Source organism: Caballeronia insecticola, from assembly GCF_000402035.1.
Taxonomy (GTDB): domain Bacteria; phylum Pseudomonadota; class Gammaproteobacteria; order Burkholderiales; family Burkholderiaceae; genus Caballeronia; species Caballeronia insecticola.
Genome location: NC_021288.1, coordinates 293,785 through 307,872 on the forward strand (window position 1 = coordinate 293,785; position 14,088 = coordinate 307,872).

Sequence of the window (14,088 nt, forward strand, 5' to 3'; positions counted from 1 at the left end):
CAATTCATTCTTGGAGCCTGAAGTGAGCGACCTCGCCATTCCTACAGACCACGAAGTATTTCAAATCAAGCCCGGCAAACGCACGGGATTACCGGTGATGATCGGTGTACATTCGACGGCGCTTGGCCCGGCAATCGGCGGCTTGCGGATCAAGACTTACGACGACAGTGCTGCGGGCATCGCGGATGTATTGCGCCTTTCTCAGGCGATGACCTTGAAGGCAGCCGCGATCGACAACGGCAGTGGCGGCGGCAAGACAGTCGTTCCTTTACCGAAGGACTTCATGCTGACGCCGCAGATCAAGGAAGCGATTCTGCTCGATGTAGCCGATCACGTGCATGAGCTTGGCGGCATCTATCACGTTGCGCCGGACGTCGGCACGGGCCCGCTCGATATCGACGTGATTCGCCGTCGCACACCGTTCGCAGGCGGCTATTCGAAGGAAGCGGGCGGTGCGGGCGGCACGACCTACGGCACGTACATCGGTCTCGATACGGCGATCCGCGCGGCGGTCCGGCGCGTGCTGAACACAACGTCGATGAAGGGCGCGCGCGTGAGCATCGTCGGGTTGGGCGGCATCGGTACGCTGATCGCGCGCGACTACGCGGCGGAGGGCGCGGTGCTGACAGTGTCGGACATCGATCTGTCGCGCAGGGATTTTGCGGAGGAAATCGGCGCGAAGTGGGTCACGCCGGAAGACGCGCTGCTCGCCGATTGCGACGTACTTGCGCCATGCGCGCTCGGCGGCTTGCTCACCCACTGCAAGGTGCCGACGCTATCGGCGAAGATCATCTGCGGCGCCGCGAACAATCAGCTCGCAACCGATGATGTCGCCGATGCGTTGAAGGCGCGCGGCATCGTCTATGTTCCGGACTTCATCGCGAATGCGGGCGGTCTGATGTACGCGTCGGGTATCGAGTTTCATCATCGCTCCGAGGCCGGCTCGGAGACGCATACACGCGAAGGCATCGCCCGCAATGTCGATATCGTTCTGAGCGAAGCGGAGCGTTCGGTGTTATCGACGCATTCCATCGCGATCGATCTCGCGCTCGCGCGTCTCGACGCCGCAAGCAAGCCCGTCTGACGTCGCACGTTCGAAGCGCCGCCGTATGCGAGGCAAGCGCGATCGACATACGATCAGCGTGCGGCGGACCTTCTCGTGAGATGGCCTGGCGTAAAGCCGAAACAACTCTTGAACTGGCGACCGAAGTGGCTGTGATCGGCAAAGCCTGCGAGCAACGCGACGCGGCTGATGTCTTCGCCTGCGTACAACATCGATTTGGCTTGCGCAATGCGCAGCACGAGCTGATAGCGATGCGGCGGCAGGCCATACGCCTGACTGAAACGCCGGCAGAAATGCGCGGGCGAAAGCGACGCGTGGCGTGCGAGTTCGTTCAGGGGAATCGCTTCGTAGAGATTCGCCTTCAGATGTGCAAGCGCAGCGTCGAGGCGACGTTCATATCGTTGCGCGTAGAAAGCCTCTGAATCAGCGGGCGCGGATGCGTGACGAATCAAAATTTGATCGACGACATGCACGAACGTATGGTCTAGCGACGAAGACGGATGGCCGCCCGCGCGCTCGCTCTCGATTGCCGCGAACACGAACGCCGCCATCAGATCGACTAACCACGGATCGGTCACACCGGTGGCAGGCAAATCTACTTCGTGAAGGCCGAGCGCGTCGGCACGCTCGCGCAAATGGTTGTCGCTGACGTAGAGCATCACGTATTGGCAGGGCTTTTCGCCGACCGCACAGCCCGCATGCGGCCGATACGGCGGCATCAAAATCAACTGCCCTGCCTCGATGACGTTGCGATCAGGCTCGATCGCATTGTTCTGCGCGCCGGACAATACCGCGCCGAACGACCACGTCTCATGCAGATGCGGCGCGAAACGGTGCGTGCCAAAACTCGCGTGCATGACTTCCACGCCTGCACGCAAATGCGAACCGGCGGTGAAGTGCACGAAGTCAGTGGTCGAACCGTTATTCGAAGGCATCGTTGAGGTCGCGGGTATTCGTCGAAGTATCGGGCGATCGCGTGGCAAATGATAGAACGTTTTTGTCGGATAGCGCGCAAACGAGGGTGCGCAAAATCGTTCTATCGATCGCGGAAATGGCTTTGCATACTCGATTCATCGGGAGATGGAGGTCATACATGAGCAGTGGGAGCGACGGTCTGTCGACGTTGTTCGGCACGGAACTGCGCAAGATCCGCGCGCGCGAACGATTCTTGCAAGACGGAGAGCGTCCTTCGGGCCTGGTCAGCGAGCCGATCATTCAATCGTGGGAGCGTTGCCTGAGCAGGGGCCGTTCGATGCACGAATTCGTCGTGCCGACGCTCTTGCCGAAGCACGCATTGAAGCACACGTTGCGGCGCAGCCGGAGAATCCTCGATGCAGCCGAGCCGGACTTGCTCAAGCTCGATGCCGCGCTCACGCATACCGGCTGCTCAGTGTCGCTCCTCGATCCGGCGGGCGTCGTCATTCACGCGAGTTCCGGGCACTCGATATCGGGCGATCTCGCGCGGCAATGGTGTCGCGTCGGCGTCGATCTTTCGGAGCAGGCGATAGGCACGAGCGCGCCCGGTATCGTGATGCAAAGCGGATGCGCGGCGCAGGTCGATTGTGCCGAGCATTACTTCGCCGGGCATGCATCGATGCGTTGCGCGGCCGCGCCTGTCCTGGACTGGCATGGCGGGTTCGCAGGTTTGTTGAACATTGCGGTCGAGTCCCGAACGTTCGGTTTCGACGCGAAGGAAGTCGTCACGATGCATGCCGCATCGATCGAGCACCGCTTGCTGCGCATGCAACCGGCGGGATATTGGCTCATCGAGTTTCACATCGCAACGGACATGATCGGCTCCGGTTCCGCGGGGCTGGCAGGGGTTCGGCCAGACGGCCGCGTTGCATGGATCAACGGCGTCGGCGCACGCTTGCTGGGCGTCTCGCGCGCGCCGAATCGCGATGTCGAGTCAATGTTCGGACTCACATTCGACGTGCTGAGCAGACACGATGAAACCATGCTGCATCGTTTGCCGAACGGTCTGACCGTTTGCCTGTCGATATCCGGATCGCCCGCGCACGGGTCCATGCAGACGCACATCGCCGTGTCACGCGATGACCGTCTCGCCGATCAACACCACCGGCTCATCCTCGAAACGCTTGCGGCCCACGACGGCAACATCTCGCGGGCTGCCCGCAGGCTCGGCGTATCACGCGGCACGATCTATCGCGCGATGGGCATGAGCGCGTCACGTTAGTACGTATTCAGCAAGCGCTCGATCAGCTTCGTCAGCGCATCGGGGGAAGGAATTTCCGCACCCGTCCATGCGTTGAAAGCGACGCCTTGCCATACGGAAAACAGCGCAAAACTCAGCACATCCGGCTCGCGCGCGTTCATGCCGATACACAGCTTCGTCAAATGTTCGCGAAGGCTGATCGACTCGTTATCGAGCAAGTGGGCGATGGCATCGTCGCGTCGGGTGCATTGCGTCTGCATCGCCTGAATGCTGCCGATCAAGCCCGGAGACAAGCGCGCGAAGACGTGCAGGATCTGACTGCGCGCATCGCCGGGTTGAGCCTCGCACGCTTCATCGAACATAGTGCGCAATACGTTGCAATGACGCAAAACGTATTCCAGTAGCAGCGCTTGCCTCGAACCAAAGAGTCGATACACCGCCACTTTGTGCAATCCGGCCTTGCACGCAATCTCATCGACGGAAACCTGGTCGATGCCTTTATCGCGACTCAACGCATGAACCGCATCGAGCAACGCCGCTCGCGATGCAGCACTGGACATGCGTGTACGGCGCGGCACGTCGATCAAAATTCAGCGACGGCTTCAAGAAAGCAAACGCAACCGATTCTTCGAGGCTTAGAAGCGATGAGGGTATTCACGGGTGGGTGTCTCCTTGCAATTAGGTGTGGACACACGTATCGTAGTTCCACCGCTTCAGATTTGCAAATCGGTAATAGCACGAAGCCCGGCGCAAGGCCGCAGCGACACAGCACTCAGACGGAGCAGCGATGAACAGGACATCGAAGAAGGTGGCGGTCATAGCAGGGGTCGGAGAGGGACTGGGACAGGCGATCGCACGGCGTTTCGCGCCGGACTATCACGTCGTCATGTTTGCCCGCGATCTGGAGAAGTTGCAGGGCTACGCCGCGCAGTTGCGCGAGGCGGGAGGCGAAGCCACCGGCATGAAGGTGGACTTGCGCGTGGAGCGGGAAATCGTCGAGGCGCTCGCGACGATCGAGCAGGAGATCGGGCCGATCGAGGTGGCGGTGTATAACGCGGGCGCGCAGCATCGCAAGCCGTTGCTGGAGATCAGCGGCGACGCCTTCGAGAAAGTCTGGCGGCTGGGGGCATTCGGCGCGTTCGTGTTCGGACGCGAGGCGGTGCGGCACATGGAGCCGCGCGGCAAGGGCACGATTCTTTTCACGGGCGCGACATCATCGCTGCGCGGCGGGGCGAACTTCGGTGCGTTCGCGGCGGCGAAATTCGCGACCCGCGCGGTGATTCAGAGCATTGCGCGCGAGTTCGGACCGAAGGGCATTCACGCGGCGACCGTGATCATCGATGGCGCGGTGAACATGCCGGCGATCCATCGGCTGTTTCCGGATCTGGCCAAAAGCATGCCGCCCGACGGCATGTTGTCGACCGATGAAGTGGCTGAAACGTATTACCAGATTCATCGGCAGCATCGCAGCGCGTGGACGCTCGAAGCGGATCTGCGGCCTTATAGCGAGAAGTTCTGACAGCGCGGAATTCCGCCGACGTGCTCAGGTGGCCGGCGCTGGATGCGTGCGGCCTGTTCGAATGCCTCTCTGGTGAATCACGATGAATGTTTTGATTGTGCATGCGCACCCGGAAGCCGCTTCTTTTACGACGGCCATGCGCGATGCGGCCGCCGACGCGCTGACGGAATCCGGACACGACGTGCGAGTGTCCGATCTGTACGAAATGAAGTTCAACCCGGTGGCGAGCCCGAACGACTTTCTCGGTCGCGCCAACGAAGACTATCTCGTCTACGCACTCGAACAACGCCATGCCGATGCGAACGGCCTGCTCGCGCCCGATATCAAGGCGGAACTCGACAAGGTCGTGTGGGCCGATCTGATCATTTTCAATTTCCCGATCTACTGGTTTTCCATGCCCGCCATCATGAAGGGATGGCTCGATCGCGTGTTCGTATCGGGCCGTTGCTATGGCGGCATGCGCTTCTACGATCGCGGCGGATTGAAGGGCAAGAAGGCGCTCGTCTCGCTGACGCTGGGCGGGCAGCCGCATATGTTCGATGCAAACGGCGTGCATGGTCCGCTTCCTGATCTGCTGAAGCATCTGTTGCGCGGCACGCTCGGCTATCTCGGCTTCGACGTGTTGCCGCCTTTCATCGGCTGGCACGTGCCGTACATCAGCCAGCAAGAGCGCACCGCGCTCCTCGATGCGTATCGCGAGCGGCTGCTGACGCTCGAGTCGCAGCAACCGCTGGCGTTCCCAAGTCTCGAAGACTTCGACGAGCTGTTGCGGCCGAAAGCGCACGGCACGGCATGAGTGACGAATCGACCGGGAAGCAGGCACCACGTTCCTTTCACGTATCCGTGAGACCAACATGACGAAGCAGCGTTTCCTGTTGAGCATGCTCGCACTCGCGAGCCCTGCGGTCTTCGCGCAATCGTCCGTGACGCTTTACGGCATTATCGATACCGGAGTCGAATATGTCTCGCATGCCAATGCAAATGGCGACCACGTCATTCGCATGCCCGGCGTGACGGGCGAGCTTCCGTCGCGCTGGGGCTTGCGTGGACGCGAGGACCTTGGCGGCGGCTATGCGGCCCAGTTCGTTCTGGAAAGCGGCTTCAACGTGCGCGGCGGCGATCTGGGGCAGGGCGGACGACTCTTCGGGCGGCAGGCGTGGGTCGGTTTGAGCAGCCCATACGGCACGCTCATGTTCGGCCGCCAGTATTCGATGACCTACCTCATCGACAGCGACGCCGACATTCTCGGGCCGAACATCTACGGTATCGCATCGCTCGATGCCTACGTGCCGAATGCACGGAGTGACAACACCGTCGGCTACAAGGGCATGTGGAAAGGCTTCACGCTCGGCGCGACCTATTCTTTCGGACGCGATTCCGCGGGCACCGGCAACTCGCCCGGCCAGGGCACGTGCGCGGGATCGGCGCCGGGGCAGTTCACGCAATGCCGTCAGATTTCCACGATGCTGCGCTACGACTCCGACGTGTTCGGTCTCGCCGCCGCCTACGACGAACAGCGCGGCGGCCCGAATGCGGCGGCCAGCTTCTTCAATGGCAACACGCCGATTCCGATCACCAATCCAGGCGATAAGGACGTGCGCTTGCAAGCCAATGGCTGGGTCAAGGTGCAGGGCGCGCGAATCGGCGCGGGCTGGATCGGACGCAATGTCGTGACGAGTTCCGTCACCGTGCCGGGAGCGCATTCGAATCTGTTCTATCTGGGCGTGTCGTATCCGTTCACACCTTCGTTCGTGCTCGACGGCGAAGTGTTCCGCATCGTCAATGCGGCGCAGGATGCGCGCGCCACGCTGGGCGTCCTGCGCGGCACATACCTCTTGTCCGTGCGAACGGCGGTCTATCTGCAAACCGCGTATTTGTCGAACAGCGCCCGCGCACGCTATTCGGTGAGCGCGGGCGGCGGCGGCACGACGCCATCGGCTGGGCAAGGACAGCTCGGCGTGATGGCGGGCATCCGGCAGAGCTTCTGACAGTTGATGGAAACACCACGGCAAACGACGCTTCGCGCGATGTAACTGGCGATCGACTATTACTCGAATGGCAGTCAGGAGACGATTTCATGGACAGAATAAACGTGCAGGAAAAGGTCGATGGCGCGAGTTTCAACCGCTTCCATTTGGTCGTGTTTCTGTGGACTTCACTTGTCGTCGTGCTGGACGGCTACGACCTCGCGGTGCCGGGCGTCGCACTTCCCGCCATCATGGCCAACATGAAGGTCAGCGCGGCGGCCGCCGGTTTCATGGCGAGTTCGGCGCTCTTCGGAATGGCATTCGGCGCGATCGTACTGGGCGCGGTGGCCGACCGCATTGGCCGTCGCAAGGTGTTTGCGATCTCGATCTTCCTATTCAGCGCGTTCACGCTGGCAGCGGGCTTCTCGACCGAACCGCTGTTGTTCAGCGCGATGCGCTTTTTTGCGGGCGTCGGTATTGGCGGTGCGTTGCCGAACGCGGTCGCGCACATGTCGGAATACGCGCCGCGCCGCAGCCGTGGACGGCTCGTCGGTCTGATGATGTGCGGCTATACCATCGGCAGCGTGCTGGCGGCGCTCATCGGCAAGGCGTGCATCGAGGCTTACGGCTGGCGCTCCGTTTTCATCGTCGCGGGTGTGCCGCTACTGATCATTCCGTTCGTCATGACGTGGATGCCCGAGTCGCTCGCCTATCTCGTCAGGACCAACAAGCAGGACGAGTTGCGCGAAGTGCTGCGGCGCATTCTGCCGGATCAGCGCTTCGCACCGGACGCGGTGTTCGTCGGTCAGACGGCGGCGCGCGGCGCTCGCACGCCGCTCGGACAATTGTTCGCGGACGGGCGCGCGCAGAGCACGGTGCTGATCTGGGTCGCGTTCTTCATGGGTCTGTTCATGTTGTACGCCATGAGCACGTGGCTCGTGACGTTGCTGACGCGCTCGGGCCACACGCTCGGCGCTGCGCTCACGTTCCTGCTCGTCTATAACGCGGGCGTGATTATCGGCACGATCGTCGGGGCTTGGGTCGGCGACCGCTTCAGCCTGAAATGGGTGCTCGCATTCTTCTACGCGATGGGTGCGGCGTCGCTCGCGGCGCTCGGCTACGCGCCGAATCAGCCGGCGTTGTTCGTGCTGATCGCGATAGTGGGGGCGTCGGTGGTCGGCACACAGAACCTGTGCTACGCGTACACGGGACAGTTCTATCCGCTTGCATCGCGTTCGGTTGGGCTGGGCGCTGCGGCGGGCGTGGGACGCGTCGGTGCGATCGTCGCTCCGCTTCTGATCGGCGCGCTCGTCAGCCTGAATCTGCCGCCGACGACCTGCTTCATGGCAATCGCGGTGGCGTCGGCGATCGGCGCGTTGGCGATCACAGGGGTCAATCATCGGCGCTGTGCATCGGCGAATCCCGGCAACGGCAACCTTCAGTTCGATACGCCGGATTGACCTTTGCACCGCTTTCAATCACGCCTGTTCGGAGCCTGCGCATGATCGATGAAACCGGCGAAGTAACGGATGCGGCAGACAGCGAGCGCGACGCGTCCTCGTGCGTTCCCGCGCGCGAGAGCCGCCCGTTGCGCCGCGATACGCACTATGACTGGATGGACTTTCACAGCATCCCCGAGTTGTCGCGCGAATGGTGACGCAATGAAACTCATCGACAACGTGCCGCGCTCTGATCGCAAGCCATGGCGCGTGCATTTGACGAGCGTGCGCGAGACGTGGGTCGTCGCGATGATGCAGCGTATGTGCGTCGATATGCCGTTGCTCATCGATAGTTTGCTCATGGCGCGCGATCACGCACTCGACGAAAGACGCAGCGAGGCACGCAATGACTGAGCGCGAACAAATGAATCTGTTGGCGTTCTTCCGGCCCACGACGATTCACACGGCCGGATGGCGCTTTCCTGGTGCGAATCCACGCGCAAACTTCGATCTTGCCGAACTCACGCGTGCTGCAATCAAACTCGAAGAGGCATGTTTCGATGCGCTCTTCATGGCCGACCATCTGGCGCTGCTCAACATGCCGATCGATGGACTGAAGCGCAGCCACACGGCCACGTCGTTCGAGCCGTTGACGCTGTTGTCCGCGTTGTCGTCTATGACGCGGCGCATCGGACTCGTCGCGACGGGATCGACCACGTATGACGAGCCGTTTCACATTGCGCGCCGCTTTGCATCGCTGGATCATCTGAGCGCGGGGCGCGCGGGCTGGAACATCGTCACGACGGCGAACCCGGAAGCCGCACGCAACTTCGGCTTCGAAGACCTGCTCGGTCACGATGAGCGTTACGATCTGGCGCGCGAGTTCGTACATGTCGTCACGGGGCTGTGGGATAGCTGGCAAGACGACGCATTCGTCTGCGATGCCGAGGAGGGCGTGTTCTTCGATCCGCGCAAGATGCACGTGCTCGATCATCACGGGCGATTTTTCGATGTCAAAGGCCCGCTCAATATCGCGCGGCCGCCGCAGGGCTGGCCCGTGCTCGTGCAGGCAGGCGCGTCGCCGGCGGGCATGCGGCTCGCTGCCGAATCCGCCGATGTCGTCTTCACGGCGCAGACTACGCTGGAAGGTGCGCAGTCCTTCTATCGCGACATCAAGCGTCAGGCGCTCGCGGCAGGGCGCGCGAATACGCAGTGCAAGGTCATGCTCGGCACGCTGGTGGTCGTCGGAAGAACGGAAGAGGAAGCGCGTGAAAAGCGCGCGATGATGGATCGTCTCGTGCATACGGATAGCGCGCTCGCATCGCTCTCGGTCGCGTTGGGACACGATATGTCGATGTTCGATCCGAACGGGCCGCTGCCCGATCTGCCTCGCACCAATCAGGGCGTAAGCAGCCAGCAGCGCGTGCTCGATATCGCGCGACGCGAAGGTCTCACGACGATCCGCGATATCGCCCGGCGCGTGGGCGGTTACTTCGGGCACGAAGTCGTCGGCACGGCGGAGCAGGTTGCCGAGCAGTTCGCATACTGGTTTGGCGCGCAGGCGTGCGACGGCTTCATCGTGATGTTTCCGTACTTGCCGCAAGGTCTCGACGATTTCGTCGATCACGTCGTGCCGATTCTGCAAGCGCGCGGAATCTTTCGAGCGCGTTACGAAGGCTCGACGTTGCGTGAACATCTCGGTCTGAATCGGCCGGCGAATCGATATTTCTGAACGGACCAAAACGCTTGTGAATAGGTGCGTTGTCACGTAATATGAGAATCGGGTTCGTCAATTGGCAGAGATTGCTCCATGCACGCACGTGTTCAAACTCAGAAAACGAAGACCGGTCCGGAGGAGAAGTTCGATCTGGTTTCGCAATGCGCGCTCTTCGACGTGAACCGGCTGTCGAGGCTGCTGACCGGCCTCTATAACGCGAAGATGAAGGACGTTCCGCTGTCCATCTCGCAGTACACGCTGGTCGTCAATATCGAGGCCCTCGCGCCGGCGCGCGTCACCGAAGTGGCGAAGGCCATGCTTATGGACCGCACGAGCATCACGCGCCTGACCGAACCGCTGATCACACGCGGCCTGCTCAAGATCGAACAGAGCGAAGAAGACCGCCGGGTGAAACACCTGACGGTGACCACCAAGGGCCGCAACGCGCTGCGTGCCAGCGAACAGGCATGGCAGGACGCACAACTCGATTTTTATGAGGCCGTCGGGCCGGAGCAATGGAAGCTGCTGCGCAAGACATTGCGCGACACCGTTCATATGTTCCGGGCGCACGCGCGCATCGAAGACGTTTCAGAGCCGGAATGAATCCCTCTGAAGAGATGTCTGCAACCCGTCGATCTCCCTGAAGATAAAGTGCGGGTCGCCAAGCATGGCGACCCGTTTTTTTGTGCGCGCGCGATTCACTCAAACGCGTTCGAAGACCGCGGCAATGCCTTGCCCGCCACCGATGCACATCGTCACGAGCGCGTATTTTCCGCCGATCCTATGCAGCTCGTGAATCGCTTTGGTCGAGATGATCGCGCCGGTCGCGCCGATCGGATGGCCAAGCGAGATGCCGGACCCGTTCGGGTTCACGATAGCCGGATCGAGTTCCAGTTGCCGTGTGACGGCACAGGCCTGCGCGGCAAACGCCTCGTTGGCTTCGACCGTCGCAACATCGGCGCTCGACAGGCCCGCACGCTGCAATGCCTGGCGCGCGGCCGGCACCGAGCCGATGCCCATGATGGTCGGCTCGACACCCGCATGGCCATAGCTGACGAGTCGCGCGAGCGGCTTCAGCCCATGTGCCTTCACTGCACTGGCCGAGGCCAGCACGAGCGCGGCCGCGCCGTCGTTGATGCCCGACGAGTTGCCCGCCGTCACGCTGCCGTCCTTGCGAAACGCCGGCTTCATTTTTGCGAGCGTCTCCACGCTCGTATCGCCCTTCACGTGTTCGTCGATGTCGAATGTCGACGCCTGCCGCGACCTGACGATCGGCACCGGAACGATCTGGCTGCGAAAATAGCCGCTCTCCGTGGCAGCCGCCGCGCGGCGATGACTTTCCGCTGCGAGCGTATCCATGTCGAGGCGCGACACATCGAACTGATCGGCGACGTTTTCGGCGGTGACGCCCATGTGGATCTTGTGCACCGGATCGTGCAGAACCCCCACCATGTAGTCGAGCAACTGCGTGTCGCCCATGCGTGCGCCCCAGCGTGCCGCCTGCATCAGATACGGCCCGCGCGACATTGATTCCGCGCCGCCTGCCACGGCGATGTCGCAATTGCCGAGCGCAACCGACTGCGCGGCCGACACGATCGCCTGCACCCCTGAGCCGCACAAGCGATTGACGTTGAACGCGGGTGTCGATACCGGCAAGCCGGCCGAGAGTGCGGCGACACGGCTCAGATACGCGTCGCGCGGCTCGGTCGGAATGACGTTGCCGATCACCACATGACCCACGCGATCCGCGGGCACGGCGGCCCGCGCAAGCGCCTCCTTGACGACGAGCGTCGCGAGTTCGTTGAGCGGCGTGTCCTTCAGGCTGCCGCCATAGGTGCCGATAGCGGTACGCACCGCACTGACCACAAAGACTTCCTGCAAAGCTGTCATCGAAAATCACCTGAATTCAAGGATGGATTGAGTCCGCGCCGACCGCGCATCACGGCGACGCAAGACAAGACAGAAGTGCTCACGCTTTCGCGAGCAGCTCCTCGACATAGGGAACGCGGTCCTGGCCGAAGAACAATTGCGTGCCCAGGAAGATGGTCGGGGCGCCGAACACGCCGCGCTCGATCGCCTCCTGTGTGTCCGCTTTCAGCTTGTCCTTGATCTGCGCGTCCTGCGTCGCCGCGACGATGCGTGTCACATCCAGATCCGCTGCTTGCAGCACGTCACCGATCACGCCCGGATCGGCCATGTTGCGCGGGCGGCCCCACATCGCGTCGAAGACTGCATCGGAATAGCGGTCGAGAAAGCCTTCGCGTTCAGCGAAAATTGCGCCGCGCATCAGCACGAGTGTGTTGATCGGGAAAAACGGATTGAGCTCGAAGGGCACGTTGTAGCGTCGCGCGAAGAAGCTCAGATCGTTGACCATCCACTCACGCTTCGCCGGAATGTCCATGGGCGACTGATTTGCCGTCTGCTGAAAGACGCCGCCAAGAAGAATCGGTCGATAGTTGACGCGCGCGCCCGTGCGATGAATCAGGCCGGGCATCTGCTTGTAGGCGAGATAACTGCTCGGACTGCCGTAATCGAAATAAAAGTCGATGCTGCCGGACATAAGGACTCCCTTGTACGACGTGATTAGAAGTTAGTGACCACTTCAAGAAAAGGACGGATATCCAACTCGAAGGTCCATGCGCTGCGCTTTTGGGTGTGCAGAAACCAGTAGGTATCGGCGATATCGTCGGGCGCGAGCAGGCCATCGGCGGGACGTTCGGCGACGAGTTCGGGAAAGCGTTCACGCACGAAAGGCGTGTCGATAGGACCGTCGATCACCGGGTGCACGATGTGCAAACCCTGCTTGCCGAATTCGCGCGCCATCGACTGAGCCAGCGAACGCAGGCCATGCTTGGCACCGGCGAAGGCACAGAATCCTTCCGCGCCACGAATGCTGGCCGTCGCGCCGGTGAAGAAGATCGTGCCCTGACCGCGCGGAGCCATGTAGCGTGCCGCTTCCCGACCGGTCAGGAAGCCCGCGAAGCAGGCCATTTCCCAGACCTTGTAGTACTTCTGTGCCGTGGTTTCGCGCACGTTGAATTGAATGTTCGCGCCGATGTTGAACACGACGATGGCAAGCGGACCGATCTCCTTTTCGATTTGCCCGAACAGCGCAACGACTTGTTCCTCCTTGCGCGCATCGCAGCCGAAGGCATGGACGGTGCCGCCCGCTTCGCGAATCTCGTCGACGAGTGGTTGCAGTTGCTCGGCGTTGCGTCGGGCGATGCATACGGTCATGCCTTCGCTGGCGAAGCGCCGCGCGAGAGCGGCGCCGAGGCTGTCGCCCGCGCCCATGATGAGCGCGGTGCGCGGGGCAGACTCAGAAGCGATGAGGGTATTCACGGGTGGGTGTCTCCTTGCAATTAGGTGTGGACACACGTATCGTAGTTCCACCGCTTCAGATTTGCAAATCGGTAATAGCACGAAGCCCGGCGCAAGGCCGCAGCGACACAGCACTCAGACGGAGCAGCGATGAACAGGACATCGAAGAAGGTGGCGGTCATAGCAGGGGTCGGAGAGGGACTGGGACAGGCGATCGCACGGCGTTTCGCGCCGGACTATCACGTCGTCATGTTTGCCCGCGATCTGGAGAAGTTGCAGGGCTACGCCGCGCAGTTGCGCGAGGCGGGAGGCGAAGCCACCGGCATGAAGGTGGACTTGCGCGTGGAGCGGGAAATCGTCGAGGCGCTCGCGACGATCGAGCAGGAGATCGGGCCGATCGAGGTGGCGGTGTATAACGCGGGCGCGCAGCATCGCAAGCCGTTGCTGGAGATCAGCGGCGACGCCTTCGAGAAAGTCTGGCGGCTGGGGGCATTCGGCGCGTTCGTGTTCGGACGCGAGGCGGTGCGGCACATGGAGCCGCGCGGCAAGGGCACGATTCTTTTCACGGGCGCGACATCATCGCTGCGCGGCGGGGCGAACTTCGGTGCGTTCGCGGCGGCGAAATTCGCGACCCGCGCGGTGATTCAGAGCATTGCGCGCGAGTTCGGACCGAAGGGCATTCACGCGGCGACCGTGATCATCGATGGCGCGGTGAACATGCCGGCGATCCATCGGCTGTTTCCGGATCTGGCCAAAAGCATGCCGCCCGACGGCATGTTGTCGACCGATGAAGTGGCTGAAACGTATTACCAGATTCATCGGCAGCATCGCAGCGCGTGGACGCTCGAAGCGGATCTGCGGCCTTATAGCGAGAAGTTCTGACGGG

Annotated in this window: 16 protein-coding genes; 11 read left to right on the forward strand and 5 right to left on the reverse strand. The window is 61.9% G+C overall.

Going from position 1 to position 14,088, the window contains the following annotated elements; translation table 11 throughout:
* Positions 1-22 precede the first annotated feature (22 nt).
* A complete protein-coding gene (locus tag BRPE64_RS22165) occupies positions 23-1,084 on the forward strand; it encodes a Glu/Leu/Phe/Val dehydrogenase dimerization domain-containing protein (protein ID WP_044042858.1) in 1,062 nt (353 codons plus the stop codon).
* Positions 1,085-1,137: 53 nt separating this feature from the next.
* Here the strand turns inward: BRPE64_RS22165 and BRPE64_RS22170 are convergent, their stop codons facing one another.
* Positions 1,138-1,998: a helix-turn-helix domain-containing protein gene (locus tag BRPE64_RS22170; protein ID WP_232519297.1), complete on the reverse strand. Its 861-nt coding sequence runs from the start codon at positions 1,996-1,998 to the stop codon at positions 1,138-1,140.
* A gap of 158 nt (positions 1,999-2,156) precedes the next feature.
* Between BRPE64_RS22170 and BRPE64_RS22175 the strand changes: the two genes are divergently transcribed.
* Positions 2,157-3,260 (forward strand): helix-turn-helix domain-containing protein, encoded by a 1,104-nt coding sequence (locus BRPE64_RS22175; protein WP_044042859.1) that lies wholly within the window; start codon positions 2,157-2,159, stop codon positions 3,258-3,260.
* Here BRPE64_RS22175 and BRPE64_RS22180 read toward each other — a convergent pair.
* Positions 3,257-3,799 carry a TetR/AcrR family transcriptional regulator gene (locus BRPE64_RS22180; protein ID WP_232519298.1) on the reverse strand — a complete coding sequence of 181 codons (543 nt, stop codon included), beginning with the start codon at positions 3,797-3,799 and terminating at the stop codon, positions 3,257-3,259. The two genes, BRPE64_RS22175 and BRPE64_RS22180, sit on opposite strands and share 4 nt — an antisense overlap.
* Positions 3,800-4,026: 227 nt before the next feature.
* Here BRPE64_RS22180 and BRPE64_RS22185 point away from each other — a divergent pair, with 227 nt between their 5' ends.
* The 8 genes from BRPE64_RS22185 to BRPE64_RS22215 all read left to right on the forward strand — a co-directional run bounded on the left by BRPE64_RS22185 (position 4,027) and on the right by BRPE64_RS22215 (position 10,484).
* On the forward strand, positions 4,027-4,758 hold the full coding sequence (locus tag BRPE64_RS22185) for an SDR family NAD(P)-dependent oxidoreductase (RefSeq protein ID WP_016347103.1): 732 nt from the start codon (positions 4,027-4,029) through the stop codon (positions 4,756-4,758).
* A gap of 82 nt (positions 4,759-4,840) precedes the next feature.
* Positions 4,841-5,554, forward strand: a complete 714-nt coding sequence (locus BRPE64_RS22190; protein WP_016347104.1) for an NAD(P)H-dependent oxidoreductase — start codon at positions 4,841-4,843, stop codon at positions 5,552-5,554.
* 58 nt (positions 5,555-5,612) lie between these two features.
* Positions 5,613-6,746 (forward strand): porin, encoded by a 1,134-nt coding sequence (locus BRPE64_RS22195; protein WP_016347105.1) that lies wholly within the window; start codon positions 5,613-5,615, stop codon positions 6,744-6,746.
* Between the two features lie 89 nt (positions 6,747-6,835).
* Entirely contained in the window at positions 6,836-8,185 is a 1,350-nt protein-coding gene (locus BRPE64_RS22200) for an MFS transporter (protein WP_016347106.1), read from the forward strand.
* Positions 8,186-8,226: 41 nt separating this feature from the next.
* Positions 8,227-8,382, forward strand: coding sequence for a hypothetical protein (locus BRPE64_RS33300; protein ID WP_016347107.1), 156 nt, complete (start codon positions 8,227-8,229; stop codon positions 8,380-8,382).
* 4 nt (positions 8,383-8,386) lie between these two features.
* Positions 8,387-8,578 (forward strand): hypothetical protein, encoded by a 192-nt coding sequence (locus BRPE64_RS22205; RefSeq protein WP_016347108.1) that lies wholly within the window; start codon positions 8,387-8,389, stop codon positions 8,576-8,578.
* Entirely contained in the window at positions 8,571-9,896 is a 1,326-nt protein-coding gene (locus BRPE64_RS22210) for an LLM class flavin-dependent oxidoreductase (protein ID WP_016347109.1), read from the forward strand. The genes BRPE64_RS22205 and BRPE64_RS22210 overlap by 8 nt, the downstream gene beginning before the upstream one ends.
* A gap of 78 nt (positions 9,897-9,974) precedes the next feature.
* Complete coding sequence (locus BRPE64_RS22215; protein ID WP_016347110.1) at positions 9,975-10,484, forward strand: MarR family winged helix-turn-helix transcriptional regulator; 510 nt, start codon at positions 9,975-9,977, stop codon at positions 10,482-10,484.
* 99 nt (positions 10,485-10,583) lie between these two features.
* Here BRPE64_RS22215 and BRPE64_RS22220 read toward each other — a convergent pair whose 3' ends face one another.
* The 3 genes from BRPE64_RS22220 to BRPE64_RS22230 form a co-directional block, all read right to left on the reverse strand.
* A complete protein-coding gene (locus tag BRPE64_RS22220) occupies positions 10,584-11,771 on the reverse strand; it encodes an acetyl-CoA C-acyltransferase family protein (protein ID WP_016347111.1) in 1,188 nt (395 codons plus the stop codon).
* 79 nt (positions 11,772-11,850) lie between these two features.
* Positions 11,851-12,441, reverse strand: coding sequence for a 2-hydroxychromene-2-carboxylate isomerase (locus tag BRPE64_RS22225; RefSeq protein ID WP_016347112.1), 591 nt, complete (start codon positions 12,439-12,441; stop codon positions 11,851-11,853).
* 23 nt (positions 12,442-12,464) lie between these two features.
* The gene (locus BRPE64_RS22230; RefSeq protein ID WP_016347113.1) at positions 12,465-13,175 is read right to left on the reverse strand and encodes an SDR family oxidoreductase; all 711 of its coding nucleotides are present in this window, start codon (positions 13,173-13,175) and stop codon (positions 12,465-12,467) included.
* A 177-nt stretch (positions 13,176-13,352) separates the two neighbouring features.
* Between BRPE64_RS22230 and BRPE64_RS22235 the strand changes: the two genes are divergently transcribed.
* A complete protein-coding gene (locus tag BRPE64_RS22235; protein WP_016347103.1) occupies positions 13,353-14,084 on the forward strand; it encodes an SDR family NAD(P)-dependent oxidoreductase in 732 nt (243 codons plus the stop codon).
* The last annotated feature ends 4 nt before the right edge of the window (positions 14,085-14,088 follow it).

What these genes read in the sequence shown, in the direction of transcription:
- BRPE64_RS22170 (WP_232519297.1), bottom strand. Translation starts at nt 1,998, where the DNA reads ATGCCTTCGAATAACGGTTCGACCACTGACTTCGTGCACTTCACCGCC.
- BRPE64_RS22175 (WP_044042859.1), top strand. Translation starts at nt 2,157, where the DNA reads ATGAGCAGTGGGAGCGACGGTCTGTCGACGTTGTTCGGCACGGAACTG.
- BRPE64_RS22180 (WP_232519298.1), bottom strand. Translation starts at nt 3,799, where the DNA reads ATGTCCAGTGCTGCATCGCGAGCGGCGTTGCTCGATGCGGTTCATGCG.
- BRPE64_RS22185 (WP_016347103.1), top strand. Translation starts at nt 4,027, where the DNA reads ATGAACAGGACATCGAAGAAGGTGGCGGTCATAGCAGGGGTCGGAGAG.
- BRPE64_RS22190 (WP_016347104.1), top strand. Translation starts at nt 4,841, where the DNA reads ATGAATGTTTTGATTGTGCATGCGCACCCGGAAGCCGCTTCTTTTACG.
- BRPE64_RS22195 (WP_016347105.1), top strand. Translation starts at nt 5,613, where the DNA reads ATGACGAAGCAGCGTTTCCTGTTGAGCATGCTCGCACTCGCGAGCCCT.
- BRPE64_RS22200 (WP_016347106.1), top strand. Translation starts at nt 6,836, where the DNA reads ATGGACAGAATAAACGTGCAGGAAAAGGTCGATGGCGCGAGTTTCAAC.
- BRPE64_RS33300 (WP_016347107.1), top strand. Translation starts at nt 8,227, where the DNA reads ATGATCGATGAAACCGGCGAAGTAACGGATGCGGCAGACAGCGAGCGC.
- BRPE64_RS22205 (WP_016347108.1), top strand. Translation starts at nt 8,387, where the DNA reads ATGAAACTCATCGACAACGTGCCGCGCTCTGATCGCAAGCCATGGCGC.
- BRPE64_RS22210 (WP_016347109.1), top strand. Translation starts at nt 8,571, where the DNA reads ATGACTGAGCGCGAACAAATGAATCTGTTGGCGTTCTTCCGGCCCACG.
- BRPE64_RS22215 (WP_016347110.1), top strand. Translation starts at nt 9,975, where the DNA reads ATGCACGCACGTGTTCAAACTCAGAAAACGAAGACCGGTCCGGAGGAG.
- BRPE64_RS22220 (WP_016347111.1), bottom strand. Translation starts at nt 11,771, where the DNA reads ATGACAGCTTTGCAGGAAGTCTTTGTGGTCAGTGCGGTGCGTACCGCT.
- BRPE64_RS22225 (WP_016347112.1), bottom strand. Translation starts at nt 12,441, where the DNA reads ATGTCCGGCAGCATCGACTTTTATTTCGATTACGGCAGTCCGAGCAGT.
- BRPE64_RS22230 (WP_016347113.1), bottom strand. Translation starts at nt 13,175, where the DNA reads ATGGGCGCGGGCGACAGCCTCGGCGCCGCTCTCGCGCGGCGCTTCGCC.
- BRPE64_RS22235 (WP_016347103.1), top strand. Translation starts at nt 13,353, where the DNA reads ATGAACAGGACATCGAAGAAGGTGGCGGTCATAGCAGGGGTCGGAGAG.